This window comes from Sporomusa sp. GT1 (assembly GCF_014634905.1).
GTDB classification, from domain to species: domain Bacteria; phylum Bacillota; class Negativicutes; order Sporomusales; family Sporomusaceae; genus Sporomusa; species Sporomusa sphaeroides.
Genome location: NZ_BMBX01000007.1, coordinates 44,919 through 60,873, shown reverse-complemented (window position 1 = coordinate 60,873; position 15,955 = coordinate 44,919). Strand labels below are relative to the sequence as shown.

9 protein-coding genes and 1 pseudogene are annotated in these 15,955 nt (G+C 45.5%); 8 read left to right on the top strand and 2 right to left on the bottom strand.

The features are described from left to right. Nucleotides 1–15 precede the first annotated feature (15 nt). Nucleotides 16–7,869: a hemagglutinin repeat-containing protein gene (locus GT1_RS10525; protein WP_188398667.1), complete on the top strand. Its 7,854-nt coding sequence runs from the start codon at nucleotides 16–18 to the stop codon at nucleotides 7,867–7,869. Next, a complete protein-coding gene (locus GT1_RS10520; protein ID WP_083945711.1) occupies nucleotides 7,866–8,231 on the top strand; it encodes a hypothetical protein in 366 nt (121 codons plus the stop codon). Before GT1_RS10525 ends, GT1_RS10520 begins: the two co-directional genes overlap by 4 nt. 695 nt (nucleotides 8,232–8,926) lie before the next feature. Here GT1_RS10520 and GT1_RS10515 read toward each other — a convergent pair. Beyond that, nucleotides 8,927–10,469 (bottom strand): annotated as a pseudogene (locus GT1_RS10515) (IS1182 family transposase). Between the two features lie 278 nt (nucleotides 10,470–10,747). On the opposite strand from GT1_RS10515, the gene GT1_RS10510 reads away from it, so the two are divergent. Next, on the top strand, nucleotides 10,748–11,140 hold the full coding sequence (locus GT1_RS10510; RefSeq protein ID WP_188398666.1) for a hypothetical protein: 393 nt from the start codon (nucleotides 10,748–10,750) through the stop codon (nucleotides 11,138–11,140). Between the two features lie 82 nt (nucleotides 11,141–11,222). Beyond that, the gene (locus tag GT1_RS10505; protein ID WP_188398665.1) at nucleotides 11,223–11,564 is read left to right on the top strand and encodes a hypothetical protein; all 342 of its coding nucleotides are present in this window, start codon (nucleotides 11,223–11,225) and stop codon (nucleotides 11,562–11,564) included. 307 nt (nucleotides 11,565–11,871) lie between these two features. Here GT1_RS10505 and GT1_RS10500 read toward each other — a convergent pair whose 3' ends face one another. Further along, entirely contained in the window at nucleotides 11,872–12,849 is a 978-nt protein-coding gene (locus tag GT1_RS10500) for a hypothetical protein (RefSeq protein WP_188398664.1), read from the bottom strand. 40 nt (nucleotides 12,850–12,889) lie between these two features. Here GT1_RS10500 and GT1_RS10495 point away from each other — a divergent pair, with 40 nt between their 5' ends. The 4 genes from GT1_RS10495 to GT1_RS10480 all read left to right on the top strand — a co-directional run bounded on the left by GT1_RS10495 (nucleotide 12,890) and on the right by GT1_RS10480 (nucleotide 15,923). After that, nucleotides 12,890–13,258 (top strand): ABC transporter ATP-binding protein, encoded by a 369-nt coding sequence (locus GT1_RS10495; RefSeq protein WP_223226169.1) that lies wholly within the window; start codon nucleotides 12,890–12,892, stop codon nucleotides 13,256–13,258. Nucleotides 13,259–13,558: 300 nt separating this feature from the next. Next, nucleotides 13,559–14,155: a nicotinate (nicotinamide) nucleotide adenylyltransferase gene (gene nadD, locus GT1_RS10490; RefSeq protein ID WP_188398663.1), complete on the top strand. Its 597-nt coding sequence runs from the start codon at nucleotides 13,559–13,561 to the stop codon at nucleotides 14,153–14,155. Between the two features lie 22 nt (nucleotides 14,156–14,177). Next, nucleotides 14,178–14,993: an ammonia-dependent NAD(+) synthetase gene (gene nadE, locus GT1_RS10485; protein WP_188398753.1), complete on the top strand. Its 816-nt coding sequence runs from the start codon at nucleotides 14,178–14,180 to the stop codon at nucleotides 14,991–14,993. A gap of 18 nt (nucleotides 14,994–15,011) precedes the next feature. After that, nucleotides 15,012–15,923 (top strand): NUDIX domain-containing protein, encoded by a 912-nt coding sequence (locus tag GT1_RS10480; RefSeq protein ID WP_188398662.1) that lies wholly within the window; start codon nucleotides 15,012–15,014, stop codon nucleotides 15,921–15,923. The last annotated feature ends 32 nt before the right edge of the window (nucleotides 15,924–15,955 follow it).

Genomic DNA, 15,955 nt, shown 5'->3' with positions numbered 1-15,955 from the left:
GGACGGAATCAGGACATGAATTTTTTAAGTAAAGGCAAACAAAAAATTATTGCCTATCTAATCATTGGGGCCTTGCAATGCCCAACCCTTGCCGGGTATGCGGCGGCAGTTGAGCCGGATGCGTCGGCTGGTGCTAATGCGCCCGCAGTAACCGGGCAAAATGGCGTTCCTGTCGTTACTATCGTTAAGCCCAATGAAACCGGCCTTTCTCATAATAAATTTACCGATTTTAACGTAGGCATTCCCGGACTGATCTTCAACAATAATGCCGGCAATACCGCTGTGGCCTCAAAACTGGCCGGACCGGTGGGTCCCAATACCGGCCTGGGCGGTCAGGCAGCCGCCATCATCCTCAATGAAGTAACAGGCGGCAATATTTCCAACCTAAACGGGATGATGGAAGTGGCCGGGACCAAGGCCGCCATTATCATTGCCAATCCCAACGGCATTACCGGCAACGGCTTTGGTTTTATCAACACCAGCCGGGCTTCTCTGGTTACCGGCACCCCCAATATTGTCGGCGGGCATATCGACAGCTTTACGATTACCGGCGGCAGGGTCACGGTGGAAGGCAGCGGCAATGCCCCGGAGTTGGATGATGCAACAGGCAAGTATGTACATGAGCCGGTATCAAAGCTGGATATTATGACAAGAGCCGCTGCCATTAATGCCGATTTGTGGGCGCAAGATGAAATCAACATAATCACCGGCGCCAATACGGTAAACTACCAGACACTAGCGGCAGCACCAATCGAGAATCCGCTTGCGGACAAGCCGGACATAGCCTTGGATATTGCCGCCTTAGGCGGTATGTATGCAGGGAAAATACAACTTGTCGGTACGGAAAAAGGGCTGGGCTATAACATACAGGGCGATATCTATGCCAATAACAGCTTGGAAATTACCAATGACGGCAAAATTACGTTTATTCAAAATGATAAGCAGTATATTGAAGACGGCGAGCTGTATACTGACGAAACCGGCATTGTTTCTGACGGCGGCATCCGGATTGCCGCTGCCGGTGACATTGAAAATAAAGGACAGCTTGTAGCCAGAAAAGACATAACCATCAGTGCCGCAGGCGCTGTAACCAATGAGGGAATCATCCAGGCCGGAGTGCCTTATGAAGAAAATGAGGATAATCCCGACTCTGTTGAAATTACTGAACCAGCCGACCTGATAATGACCGGCGGCGGTAAAATCGTCAATACCGGCGTGCTGGAGGCCAGCAGCAAGGTCATGGTTACCGGCGAGGATACGTTTTCTAATTCCGGTCAGGTTACGGCAGGAACCGACCTCAATATTACCGCTGCCGGTGCGGTTACCAGCACCGGCGTGTTAGCCGCCGACGGCGCCGTTACTCTAACCGGTGACAAGGTAAAATACACTCCGTTGGGCGTTACCGGCGCCAGCGTTCAGGTCATACAAAACAATCCTGACCCTGAGCCGGAAGAACCCCCCGACCCGGAAGAGCAAGGCCCGGTGACAACCGCCCCGGATACGCCCGCCATCCCTGACTTACCGGACATCGCAGAGAATTCTGCGCCTGCTGCCACCGTCCATGTTGCCAAAGACGATAACCTGCGCCTTACAGCCGACGCCAATGCCGCCGGCCAGTACCGTCCAATCATTGACAAAGCGGCCAATGGCGTGGATTTGGTGCAAATCTCCGAAGCCAATGCAAACGGAGTCTCCCGCAATTTATATACCGATTTTAACATCAAGTCGACCGGCCTGATCTTGAATAACTCCGAAAAGTACGTAAAGACCGAACTCGGTGGCTATATCGACCGTAATATGAATATTGCCGGTAACGGAGCCAGTGTAATCTTAAATGAAGTCACCAGTGCCAATAACAGTGTTTTAAACGGTTATCTGGAAGTCGCCGGCAATAAAGCCAGTGTGGTTATTGCCAATGCCAACGGCATCAGTGTGAATGGCTTGGGGTTCATCAATACAGCCAATGCCGTTCTGGCTACCGCCAAAGTCAGCCAATGGGAAAATAGCAACATTACCTTTGGCGCTCCCACAAGTGATTTACTGCTGCAGGGCGACGGCCTAAATGCCAGGACCACCACCGGCCTGAGCCTCATCACCCGGCAGTTTACCGCAGAACAATCGGAAATCTGGGCGAACAACCTGGACATTGCCGCCGACGGTACACTGAAAAATACCGGTAAGATTTCGGCAGACCAAAATATAACCGTCCGGGCCGGCCGTTTTACTAATACGGAAAACGGCTATATAGAAGCCGCCGGCGATATCGCGGTTGCCGTAAACCAGGACGTAACCCAGGATGCCGCAACCCTGCTGGCCGGCGGCGATATTACCATTAGCGGGCAGCAACTGCAAAATAAAAACAACTCGATGATAAGCGGTAAAGGCAATATCGCCATTGCCGTTGCCGGCAGTGTTGACAATACAAAATCCATTGTGCGGGCAGAACAGAATCTTGCGCTGCAGGCCGCCGATTTTGCCAATACCGGTACGGCCCTGGTTTCCTATGGCCAAAATGGGCAATTCGACCTGCAAAATCAAATGGTCAATGACAATGCGACCATTATCGGCAATGGCTCAACCTTTATCCGGGCAGGTGCTGTGGAAAATACCAATCATGCAATTATAAACACCGGCAAGGATGTAAACGTACAGGCCACCCGGGACATCGTACAAGACCACGCTGTCTGGACTGCCGGCGGGGATGTCGATATGGAGGCGGCTTCCTTTAGCAATACCAACAATTCCTTCCTGGCGGCCGATGGTAATGTAACAGTAAAAACCAGCGGCGATATCCTGAATGATGCTGCCACCATCAGGGCCGGTCAGACAGGCAGCTTTGCCGGTGATAATATTACCAATCGGAATCAGGGCGCCTTCCTTATTGACGGTGCTCTGGCCGGCAACGCCAAAAAGACCTTTGCCAACACAACGGGCCTGATTGCTGCCGGCAGCACCGCGTCGGTCACTGCCCAAACCATCAACAACACCAAAAATTCCGTTTTCTATGCCGGCGGCGACCTTACGCTTACCGCAGCCGGCACGGTATTAAACCAGTCGTCCGACATCGAAAGCCGGGGCAATATCAATATTAAAGCCAAGGAGCTAATCAACGAAAAAGAAATTTTTGAAACCGCCTGGATCGTAACCAATCAGCGGATTTCCTACAAAATTCCCTATTCGCATATGGGCGGCGACTACTATAACGGCATGAGAACCTTTAACCGCATTATCCATACCGGCAACATTACCGAGGAAACCGCCGGATCCCATATCCTGGCCAATGGAAATATTGATATTGAAGGCAATGTTGCCAACCGCTACAGCACCATTTCCGCCGGTAAAGACCTGACCATTACCGGGGATAAACTGGAAAACCTGGGTTATCAGGGCACCATCCACCATGACGATTACGGCAACAATACGTACTACTGGAAATACAAAAAACACCGGAGAGCCCACATACGCTGCCGCATGAAATATGGCACAACCATACTGCCCTACGAAGACCACAACGTCTATGAACAGGAAGTTGAACGCTTAAGCGTTCTCAGTGCCAACGGCAAAGTAACCCTGAATGCCACCACCATCGACAACAAAACCGTTGAAGCCGGCGGTGAAGTCATAACCTTCAAAACCAAAGACATCAAAGCCGACCTGACCGATAAACTGAGCGGGGCCGGTAACACAGAACTGGATATCAGCAATCTGAAAATCAATACCCTGATTTTTACGCTCAATCAGGACCCCAGTGCCAAATATCTGGTTGAAACCAACAAACAATTTGCAGATTATCATAACTTCCTGTCCAGCGACTACCTGCTCGACCGTGTAAAAGCCGACCCGGCTAAAGTAGCTAAACGCCTGGGTGACGGGTACTATGAACAAAAACTGGTGACCGAGCAACTGACCGGACTCACCGGCAAACGCTTCCTCGACGGCTACAGCTCCGACCTGGAACAATATAAAGCCTTAATGGAAAATGGGGCGGTTGCCGCTGAGGAAATGGGCCTTACCATCGGCGTTGGCTTAACCGCCGAACAAGTGGCTTCCCTGACCAGCGACATCGTCTGGCTGGTGGAAGAAACCATTAACGGTCAAAAAGTATTGGTGCCGGAAGTGTATTTGTCATCCCTAAGAGCAGAAGATCTGAGCGAAAGCGGCGCTCTCATCATTGGCGGTGATATCGAGCTTTACGCCAAACAGGACATCACCAACCTCGGCACCATCAAAGCCGATAAAACCGTAGTGGCCGACGCAGAAAACATCACAAACCTGTACGGGAAAATAAAAGGCAATGATATCAACTTTACTGCCCAGGAAACCATCCAAAACATCAGTGGCGAAATCCGCGGTCAAAACGATGTTTCCTTAACCGCCAACGATATCGTCAATCAGACTGAAACCAAAACAACAACATACCGGGAACTGGAGCAGACCGTAATCGGTGATACTGCTCTCATCACAGCCGGCTTAGGCTCTTTGAGCCTGGAAGCGAAAAATGATATTGTTAACCACGGGGCTGCGTTAAGCGCGGGCCAGGACGTTACGCTGAAAGCCGGCAACAATATTGACATTGCCAGTGTTGCCGCCGAAAAACATGTAGCGGTTACCTATCCGAAATCAAACGTAGTCATAGACACCGTAACCCATCAACAAAGCGTCATCGGTGGCAGCAACATAACCATAGATGCCGGGCAGGACATCAACATGAGCGGTGCGCTGACTGCCGCCGAAGATAAGACCACCCTTACTGCCGGCCGGGATATTACCATCAGTGCCGTAAAAGATCTGGACAGCCTGGACAGCAGTGTTGGCAGACGCGGCGGCAGCTACTTTACCCGTGACAAAACCGTGGACGAGACCGTAGTAGGCACTCAGCTCGGCGCAGGTCAGGACATCACCGTCCAGGCCGGCCGTGATCTCACCGTCAAAGGCAGCGGCATTGCCAGTGAACAAGGCAAAGTGGAACTTACAGGTGAAAACGTCAGCATTAGCGGCGAAACCGAATACCACGAACGCCTGCACGAAGAACACCGGGAAAAAGTAGGCTTCCTTTCCTCCACCAAGACCGACGTCTATGACCGTCAAACCCTGGAAGCAGTAGCTGGCAGCAGCATTTCCGGCGACAGTGTGGATATCACCGCCACCGGTAAAGACATAATCATCAGCGGTTCCAGTGTTGTGGCCGATAACGACGTCACCCTCAAAGCCAAAGAGAACGTCACCATCACCTCCCAGGAGGAAACCAGCAGCAGCGACTATCAAAAGCAAGTCAAGAAATCCGGACTGTTATCCGGCGGCGGTCTCAGCTTTAGCATTGGCAAAGAAAAACAAAAAGACACCTACGCCAACCAAAATATCGAACAAGCCGGCAGCATCGTCGGCAGCATAGACGGCAATGTGACCATAGAAGCCGGTAAAGACGTAACCGCTCAAGCCAGTGATGTCATCGCCGGCCAGGACATCAGCCTGACAGGTGAAATCGTAACCATAGAAAGCAAAGACAACACCTACAACGCCCAGGAAAAACACGAATACAAAAAGAGCGGCTTGACTGTGGCCATCGGCGGTAAAACCGTGGAGGCCATCAATAAAGTAGTCGCACCGCTTGAGCGCGCCACCCAGGTAAAAGATGAACGCCTGGCCGCCCTGTACGGCTACAAAGTCTATGACGAACTGACAGATAAAAACACACAAAAAGACTTGGCAGGCGTAAAAGACCCCCAAAAGAACTTTACCGTCGAAGTCAGCCTTGGCAGCCAAAAATCCGAAAGCAAATCCCAAAGCAGCACCACGCTGGCCCAGGGCAGTAATGTAACAGCCGGGGGAGACGTTACCATCCAGGCCACCCAAGATGACATCAACATCCACGGTTCCAACGTCAGCGGTGAAAATGTCACTCTGAAAGCCCAGGAAAACATCAACATCACCGCCAGCGACAATACCAACACCACAGACCAGACTTCGAAGAGCAGCAGTGGCAGCATCGGGGTCAGCATTTCCGCAGGGGGAATCAGTGGCATCAATGCAGGGTATAACAAAGCCAAAGGAGAAGTTAAAGAAAATAGCACCGCCTATAATCCCAGCAGCGTAACCGCCAGCGATACCCTGACCCTGGAATCCGGCAAGGACACCAACATCATCGGCTCCAAAGTAAGCGGTGACACCGTAAAAGCCGATGTGGGAGAAAACCTCAATATAGAAAGCCTGCAGGAAAAAGAGAGCTATGATGAAAAGAACAGCTCCAGCGGCCTGAGCATCAGTGCTGACATTTCCAAAAATGACCTAGGGAAAACCGTTACAGGCAAACCTGGTATGCAAGGTTCTGCCAACAAAGGTAAGATTAAGTCCGACTACCAAAGCGTCACCGAGCAGGCCGGTATCTATGCCGGTGAGGGCGGATTTGATATTGAAGTCGGAGGTAATACTGACCTGAAGGGTGCGGTCATTAGCAGTGAGGCTGATGCGGATAAGAACAGGATCAGCACCGATACACTGACTTGGTCGGATATTGAGAATAAGGCGGAGTATAGTGCGAGCAGTTCGGGAGTAGGCTATTTAAGCGATAAAGGAGTTAGCCCTGTTCCTAGTATTCCAGTTAGTGGTGAAGCTGAAAGCACAACCAAATCAGCCATAGCTGAAGGCACCATTGAAGTAAGGTCAGGCAATACGGATATAAGCAAAATAAATCGTAATACCGACCAAGCTTTGAATGCTTTAGGTAAAATCTTTGATAAAGAAAAAGTTGAAGAACAACAAGAATTAGTTAACCTGTTTAGTCAAGAAACCAATAAAATAATTGGTGATTTTGCTGAACGCATGAGGGAAAAGGCATCAACGCCAGAAGAAAAGGCAAAATGGGGTGAAGGTGGAGAATATAAGGCTCTTCTCCATGCTGTAGCTGCAGGAATTACCTCTAGCCTTTCTGGAAATGGTTTTGCCTCTGGAGCAGCAGGGGATGGTCTAAGCCAGCTTGTTCAAGGTGAATTATCTAAAATCACCGACAAAAATCTGCGGCTTATTGCCAGTTCTATAGTTGGAGCGGCAGCAGCTAAAGCAGTAGGTGGCAATGCCCAGGTTGGAGCCGGTGCAGCCTATAATGGAGTTAAGTACAATGATTATGCCCATAGGACCCATCGTGAAGGTGAGATAGTTCATACAAAAGATGGATTCTTCATGGTAATAAACGGAGTTGATACTGCTATTGAACCGCCACCAGAGGGAGTATATTTCTGGGAGCAAGATGCAAATAACCCTGATTACGGTTGGGATTATCAAAAGGGAAATGGAATAAGCTCAGTAGATACCTATTTCCCTGGAGTAGTCCAGTATCAAACTATCTTGTTTGAGTTCAATGGCAAAGCAATAGGAATTGCTATTACCGATGATACCGATGCCCAGAAGAAAGAGTCAATCCTTGCTAAAGCGCGAGAGTGGGCAGAGGGTGTAATTGCATTAGGCTTGGGATATTCTGGTGGTAGCCTTGCAGGGGGAATTGGAACTGGTGTAAGGACAGCAGAAGAAGCGGCAGCAGCTGCAAGAGCAGCAGCTAAGGCGGCAGAGGGGTCGGGTAAGGCTACACGAGACATTTTATTGGAGAATGTTTCTAATCAAAAACTCAAAAACGCAGTAGATCAAATCTATCGTCCTGGTGCTAGTGTTGGTGATGGTGGATTGGCGGACGCTATTAAACATGAACTAACAACTGGTCAATTAGTGGGTGGAAAAAGCCACATCCAGAAAGGTATTGAGAGGGTAAAAAATCTAGAAAATATCTTGTCTAAAGAAAACCTCAGTCAATCAGACAGAGGAATTGCTGAAAAGTTGCTAAATGATTTAAAAGATGCATTGAAGGGAGCTGCGTCGTGACGTATGATTCTTTAGTTAGAGAGTTAATTGTCGAGTTACCTGAATTTCAAGAAGCCTATGAAAAAGAAGTTGAGTGGTGGGATGGCCAGGAACCAAGTCCGCACAACTTTTTTGGAGATGTAGTTACACCATATCTTCTGAACCTGTTGAATAAAGAAAAAAACGAAGAAATTACTACCCGTATTTTCAGATTTTTTACAGATATGGCTTCTTCCGAAGATGTGAAAATACAAGAGGTACTGGCTCAAAGTGTTTTGGAAAGATTAGGTGATGAGAAAGTACTTCTAGCAAAAGCGTATCCTTTTATGAGCGACAATGTTCGGAAACTCAGCAGAGAAGCGGAAAAGTTCTGGGGAAGGTAATTGGTAATATAAAATAGGCCAGCGGACGTATGATATGCTCCCCTTATGGTCAATGTCATTAAGTTAATGCCTGAAAAACACAACCATCCAGATTAAGATGGTTGTGTTTTTCTTAAGGGGGGACAAAAGGGGACGCTCCTTTTTTGTCACGCTATGATATTATATATGTGTAAGAAATATAGTAAGATTCTTTTAGAGGAAACCGGCAGGACAAATATAAGCGAAGAAGAAATACGATGAAGAATAATGTAGTATACAGGTGGGCGAGAAATTCGCGAAATAGTAAGCTGGCCTAAAATAGAACGAGAGTACGTAATTCGTAAGTTAAAAGAAAAGAAAGTTTACCTATTCGTCAAATTGCAAGGACAGAGGGGACGTTCCTTTTTTGTCACGCATATGATATTATATATGTGTGACAAATATAGTAAGATTCTTTTAGAGGAAACCGGCAGGACAAATATAGCGAAGAAGAAATACGATGAAGAATAATGTAGTATACAGGTGGGCGAGAAATTCACGAAATAGTAAGCTGGCCTAAAATAGAACTAGATTACGTAATTCGTAAGTTAAAAAGAAAAAGAAAGTCTACCTATGCGTCAAATTGAGCGGGCAACAGGAATATCACGCGGCGTAATAACAATGGTTGTCAAATAAGGACCGTCCGAAACCACTGAAAAACCCTAGTTTTTAAATTGTCAGGCTAGCAATCCGCCTTGATTATGGCCCCCCTCGTGCCTTTTAAGGAAAAAGCAAGTAAAGGATAGCAATATTGGAGTTGCCAATGCTGCTATCCTTTTTAAATTAACCGCCAAAGCCGTCAACTTAGCTTGCAGGTTCACACTTTTTAGACCATACCCACGGGCACGGTCTAGCCCATGAAATCGTTTCATTTCCCCATTCTTCCATTCATGGCTGGCACGTTTTTTGTACTTTTCCTTAAAGGCGTCGGTCTGGGCTACCTGACTGTATTCATAGTATTCACTAGCATGGAGTCCGACCCTATATTTTCTGGGGCCTCTCTCTTTACCGGCACACTCAGCTCGTTTTGTACATTGTTGGCATACTGTTTTATCAAAGGTGTACCGATAGCATTCATGGCCTTTTTGGGTTTTTGAGTACACTTTTTTAACCGTAACATTGCCCATTTCACAAATCCATTGGTCACTATCTTTGTTATAGCTGAATTTGTTTTCGTCAATTTTATATACGCTGGCACTAACGGGAATAATGGCTTCCACTTGGTCTTCTTTCAAGGTATCCAAAATGGCTTTACGAAAGTAGGCTTTATCACCATAGGCTTGCTTTATTGTCAGTCCGCAAGCTTTCGTGCGATTGTAAAGTTCGTCAAAGTCAGTGCCGTCTACATAGGCTCCGTCAAAAACTTTGACCGCTGTGATGATTCTTTCTTCGGGGATCATCATATATTCTACTTTATAGCCGAAAAAACTATCGGTTTGCGTTTTATAGCCAACTCGCGCATCTTTGTCGATGAGAGAACGAAGCCCTTTTTGCAAGATGAATTTTTCATCTTTGAGTATCTCTTTAGTTTCTTCTAGAACCTTTGCCGTTTCTGGAGCGCAAGCAGTCTCAATAGCGTTTTCGACTTCTTGCATCATGGTTTCCAGATACTCTTTCATGGTGGCTTTGGCTTCTTTGGGATCGGTGATTTCCTTATATTCGGGAATGTCGGGATTCACCTTGTCGGGAAATACACCCTGTTTCTTTTTCTAGATTGCGCAGGATTTTACGGGCGAGATGTTTCATGACCCGTTCGGGCATTTTTTTGACGGTGTTGGCTAGGGTATGGGTAGCATCAATGCTAGCGCCGGTCCCTTTAATGATTCCTTTGTCCACACACTGGCGGACGACTTCTTGGATGATGTCATCAATACTGGTGTCTTTTAGCCTTTGGGTGCGGAATTTTGCCAACAGGCTGGCGTCGGGCAGTTCTTCTTCGGGATTTATGCCCACAAACCACATGTAGGCTAAATTCAGGCGAGTTTCTTCGATAACACGGACATCCGAAAAATTGTATAGATACTGCAAGATGAGAAGTCTGGCCATCATTTCCGGTTCTTTAGCCGGACGGCCTAAGTCTTTGCTGTATGAGCTGGCAAGCTGCTTGTTGATAAAACTTAGATCCACAGCATTGTTAATGACTTTTAAAATATGGTCGTTCGAAATTTTGTCGTACAATATGGAATACAGGCTTAATTGCTTTGGCTGTTGTTTTAATATACGAACCACCGCCTAGCTTATTAATTCCCTTATCCATATTATACCATAAAATGACAGGCTTCAGGGATTTTTTCAGTGGTTTCGGACGCTCCTTTTTTGTCACGCATATGATATTATATATGTGTGACAAATATAAGCGAAGAAGAAATACGATGAAGAGTAATGTAGTATACAGGCGGGTGAGAAATTCACGAAATAGTAAGCTGGCCTAAAATAGAACGAGATTACTAATTTGTAAGTTAAAAAGAAAAAGAAAGTTTACCTATTCGTCAAACAGTATGGTAACTAAAGATACTAGAGACTCCTTTGCGAATAATCAATATACTGTTATAACAGCTGATGGAGGCGAATTGATACAAGGAAGGATTGGTGTTGCAGTTGATAAATTTGGTAATGTATTTGAGTTGATAGGGATTGGTGCCGGAGGATCTGTATTACCAGCAACATTGAACCTTACCACGGGCATAGTTGCAGATAGAGCTGGTAAATCCTTTAATAGGGATAGCATGAGAAATGCAATGGAAGGAATTAGTATTGGGTTTAGTGCTCAAGGAATTGTTCAAGGCGGCGTCTCAGCGTCCATTTCCTTCCCACCAATAGTTACAGCTGAAGCTGGAGGCGCTACAAATGCTGGAGCCGGTGTCATGGTAGTAAGAGCAAAATACATTTAATCTTGATAATTAGTTAGAGGTTATAATGAAGAAGATAAATCTACTAGGGATATGTTTAATAATAGTCATATTGGGGTATTGGGTGTGGAATAATGAAGATGGGAAAAGTCGTGAAATTAAGCTGATTGCAGAATATCAATCTATTCAGCAACCACAAGGAACGGAAGTGGTTTTTCACCGACAAGAAAGAAAGATAATTAAAAGATGGATTTTTAGCTGTTATAAATATCCAATGTCAACACAAAAGGTTTTGGATTATTTTGATCAGTCTTTAAGAGAAAGAGGGTGGAAGAAAAAAGACATAAAGGCAAGAGGAGAACGTGTTGATGAATTTTATGAAAAGGAGAATTTAGAATTTGAGTTATCGCTAAATGAGAATAATACGTGGACTATTACAATGACATATAATGACGCGCATTATTAGTGGATTAATATATGTCATTGTGTCAAGGGAATGAGTTCATTGACTAGTTTGCAAATCACTAAGATTATCTCAAATAGAAGCGAAGACCAGCTAACTACAGGAAAACCTTTTTAAAAAGAAGTATAAACAGCCGGACGAGATATTGATATATCCGGCTGTTTATTTATTCAAATTGCAATGAATATGGGGAAATATAGGTAAATCTCTTTGAGCAATATGCACAGTTTTGTCCAGATATGGTTTCCGCGTTCCAAGGTGATTCCCGCCGCAGAGAAGGGCTAATGAAACCTGATTTTAGGTTGCTTCTTTATTCCTTGATGACAGTAATGCTGGGCTTTGTACCAATACTTTTTGGCGCTACCAGAGAGAGTGCAGGATCAGTGTCGGTAAATATGCGCAGGATGTGAGGCGTGGCTATAACTATCGGGGTGTTTCCGTCGGTATCAGACAGTACCAAAACACCGTATTCATTGCGATAGATATCGCCGGATGCAGATACAGAGGGACCTAGGCGGATGTTGACACTAGTACCCAAGGGCAAATAGGATTGGATCGCTGTTATTTGAGTGGTATCGCAGCCAGGTGGCAGCGGAACGGGCGGAGGAAGAAAGGTAAACGCTGGATCGTACACTGTTCCGGCGCCTGGATAAATGGCGGTTATATGGGCAATGGAAAGCGCCTCGTAGTTGCCATTTGCGTCCACCAACCGTAAAAGCCCTGGGCCTGTGGCCTGGGGAGACGTATACAGGTCTAGCGGCGTTCCGGAATAAGAAGCCAGGGAAGTGGAGAAAACCGACCATGTAGTGGTAGAATATGCGGCTATCATCTGGGACAGGATATGAGTTAATTGGGCTACTGCGAAGCAACCCATGGTATCCACCGTCCCGCCGTTGCGAACGGCTATTAGTGTTGCCTTCAACGGAACCTGGGCAGAATAATAGAAGGTGGTCAGGCTGCTGTTAATCAGGGAAAGGGTAAATGGAGGTACGGCTACGTCTATGACACCTGTTCCGGAGACCGTTCCTGTTTTTAGCGGCGAGTTTCCCACAAGAGTATTTCCCAGAGAAGGGGACAGGGCGAAAACCGTTTCCGGAGAAGTGGATGACTGGGTGGCAACCCACCAAGTGATTACATAACTTCCCGTTTGATTAAAGGTTATGACGCCTGTCGAACTGTCATAACCAATATCCGCATCGGAGTGCACAATGGTATCAAAAAGCACATTGCTGCCAGCCATGACCGTGCCGGTCGACTGTAGCTCAATTTGCAGCGCTATTTTGCTCATCTCCTTTCTCCTGTTTAGGGAAACGTGCACATAAATACTTATGTCTGTTTTATTTTATGGTATCTATCACCAAGATGTGAATTCCGCTGTATGGTTTATGCGAAGCAAAATGAATGTCCCCTCTGCTTCGTCTTTGGATATTAAGTACCAGCTGCAGCTGCTTGCCACGGTCAAATCCCTGGGAATTGGTGTATTGGCTGCGTTGCATGACCTTAGCCTGGCAGCTATGTACTGTACCAAGCTCTATGTTTTAAAAGACGGAGAAATTGTGGTAAGTGGCCCGCCTAACAAAATCCTTACCCCGGAGTTAGTGCGCACAGTGTACGAAATAGGCTGCGACATCCGGGAAAATCCCGACAACGGCTACCTAACGATTACATATTATCCGGAACCCGGTCAGCATATTTAGTCATAACACATAAACCCAAAGACAGAGACAGGTTAACACAGCAGAAGATTATCAAGGGAGCAGTTATGCTGCACATACTACCGGAGGACTGTTACTTTGTCCTACGCAATAAACCAGCCCGGAGAATTCTCCCGGCTGGTTTTGTTTATGAGTTTCGAACGGTTCCGCGATCTGTTCACATTGTGTATTTCAGGAGCGTCAATAATTTTAAAATAATGCTTGCAATATGCACTTATTAGTATTATACTGCTAAGTATAAAAGAACTTAGTAGTATAATACTAATAAGTAAGGTGAGTCTAATGAGAATAGGGATTTATGGTTCTTCATTCAATCCTCCAACGAATGGGCATCTTTGGTCAGCAAACACGATCGCCCAAAGAGAAGAATTAGATAAGGTTATTTTGCTTCCTTCCTCATCCAAACGATCAGATAAGAATATCGAGGTAGCAGATCGCCATCGGATGGAAATGCTCAGATTAGCTGTGGCTGACAGCAACATATTCGAGATTGATGCTTACGAAATGAAGGCTGTTGCCGGCAAACAATATAGCTATTTTACTATGGAACATTTTCGCGAAAAGTATCCGGGCGATGAACTGTTTTTTCTAATGGGCGCCGATCTTTTAGCAGAGTTACCTAATTGGACTTATGGAGAAAAATTTATTCAGTCTACTAAGTTTATCGTGATTGAACGTCAAAACATTCCTATGGGTGAGATAATCGCCAAATCCCCCATGCTCCGCAAGTATCATAGGAACTTTAGCCTAATTTATAAAGGAATAGTAAACGAAATTAGTTCCAGTTACATAAGAGCAGAATTTAAAAGCGGTGCAGACCCCCGGTATTTGCTTCCCGAAGCTGTGTACTGGTATATCAGAAACAATAATGTTTACTAAAAAGAGGAAAGGAAAGATTATAATGGGTTACAACAAAGACATTCAACAAAAAATCATTGAGGAAGTAAAATCTCTCCCGGAGATTAACCCAGGCCGGGAAATTTGTGAGCGAGTCAAGTTTTTACGGTCTTTTTTGCAGAAAACCGGGCTTAAAGGATTTGTTCTCGGGTTATCTGGCGGGCAAGACTCGACGCTGTCCGGCAAACTGGCTCAAACAGCTGTAAGCGTGGAGGGAAAAAAATTTATCGCTATGAAGCTTCCTTATGGAGAGCAAAAAGATGCAGAAGATGTTGAACTCGCTATTGATTTTATTAAACCGGACAATGTGTTCAACTTTGATATCAAGCCTGTCGTCGATGCTTTTTGCCACGAATATGAACGAGCTACAGGTGAAATTCTTACAGATTATCATAAAGGTAATGTAAAAGCCCGGATTCGCATGGTGGCTCAATATGCGGTAGCTGGAATGAAGAGTCTTGCGGTACTGGGAACTGATCACGCATCTGAAAACTGTACCCGTTTTTTTACTAAATTCGGAGATGGAGCCGCTGACATCCTGCCGCTATTCGGATTAACTAAATTCCAAGGTGCAGAATTGCTTAAAAATCTGGATTCTCCTGACAGGTTTTATAAAAAAACTCCTTCCCCGGACCTTTTGGACAATACCCCTTGTAGACCTGACGAGGATGAGCTTGGGTTTACTTACCAGGACATCGAGGACTTTCTAACCGGAAAAGAAGTTTGCGATGAAGTATTTGATAAGATTTATGCCTTTTATTTGAAGGGCGACCATAAGGCAAAACCACCGATAACAATCTACGATAACTATACTTTTTAGAAATACAGGAGGTTAATAATGAACGAATCAAAAGAATTTCTTAAAGAGTATGATGACAGCAAATATAAAAAACCGTCTGCGACCGTAGATATGATAATTTTGACAGCTGTAGATGTTGAAACTAAAGCCCGGTCTGTTCCGGATAAAGTTTTACGGGTTCTGCTTATTAAACGTAAGGGCGACCCTCTTGTTGTTGATATAACCGATCCTTATAAAGGGAAATGGGCCTTGCCGGGTGGCTTTGTTAATTATTATGAAGACCTTGATGCAGCGGCAATCCGGGAGTTGCGGGAAGAAACTAATATTTCTGATGTTTATATGGAACAGCTGTACACTTGGGGCAAGGTTTACCGCGACCTTCGCCGCAGAGTTATCAGCACTTCCTATATGGCACTTGTAGATAGTTCTAAACTAAACATAAAAGCCGGAGACGATGCTGAAGATGCCTGTTGGTTTGATGTAAAAATCACACTTCTTGAAGAAGTAAAAACTCAAATAAAAGCAGGTTATATCCGCAAAACAACATATGAACTTTCCCTGGTAAATAGTGAGAACGAAATAAAAGATACTGTAATTGTTACTAAGAAGATGGAAGGAAGAACTTCTAAAATTGACCTTGAATATGTGGATAATCCTTCAGGGCTTGCCTTCGACCACGCCACAATTATCTTTTATGCTCTTGAACGGTTAAAGAACAAAGTAGAATATACTGACATTGCTTTTTCTCTAATGCCGGAAATGTTCACCTTAACTGAGCTAAAGAAGTTGTATGAAGTAATCACCGGGAAAGTTATCTACAGCAGAAATTTCCGGGATAAAATGGAGAAACAGAAAAAGATGGTAATCGAGACAGATGAATGGGAATCCGGTAAGCCTTATAAGCCAGCCAGATTATTTCGGTTCAATCCTGATTGGGTAGAAGACCAGTAAATCGCAATTTGTTCAAAAGAAGGCGAGGTGTA

What these genes read in the sequence shown, in the direction of transcription:
- GT1_RS10500 (WP_188398664.1), bottom strand. Translation starts at nt 12,849, where the DNA reads ATGAGCAAAATAGCGCTGCAAATTGAGCTACAGTCGACCGGCACGGTC.
- nadE (WP_188398753.1), top strand. Translation starts at nt 14,178, where the DNA reads ATGGGTTACAACAAAGACATTCAACAAAAAATCATTGAGGAAGTAAAA.
- GT1_RS10525 (WP_188398667.1), top strand. Translation starts at nt 16, where the DNA reads ATGAATTTTTTAAGTAAAGGCAAACAAAAAATTATTGCCTATCTAATC.
- GT1_RS10510 (WP_188398666.1), top strand. Translation starts at nt 10,748, where the DNA reads ATGGTAACTAAAGATACTAGAGACTCCTTTGCGAATAATCAATATACT.
- GT1_RS10480 (WP_188398662.1), top strand. Translation starts at nt 15,012, where the DNA reads ATGAACGAATCAAAAGAATTTCTTAAAGAGTATGATGACAGCAAATAT.
- GT1_RS10495 (WP_223226169.1), top strand. Translation starts at nt 12,890, where the DNA reads ATGTCTGTTTTATTTTATGGTATCTATCACCAAGATGTGAATTCCGCT.
- nadD (WP_188398663.1), top strand. Translation starts at nt 13,559, where the DNA reads ATGAGAATAGGGATTTATGGTTCTTCATTCAATCCTCCAACGAATGGG.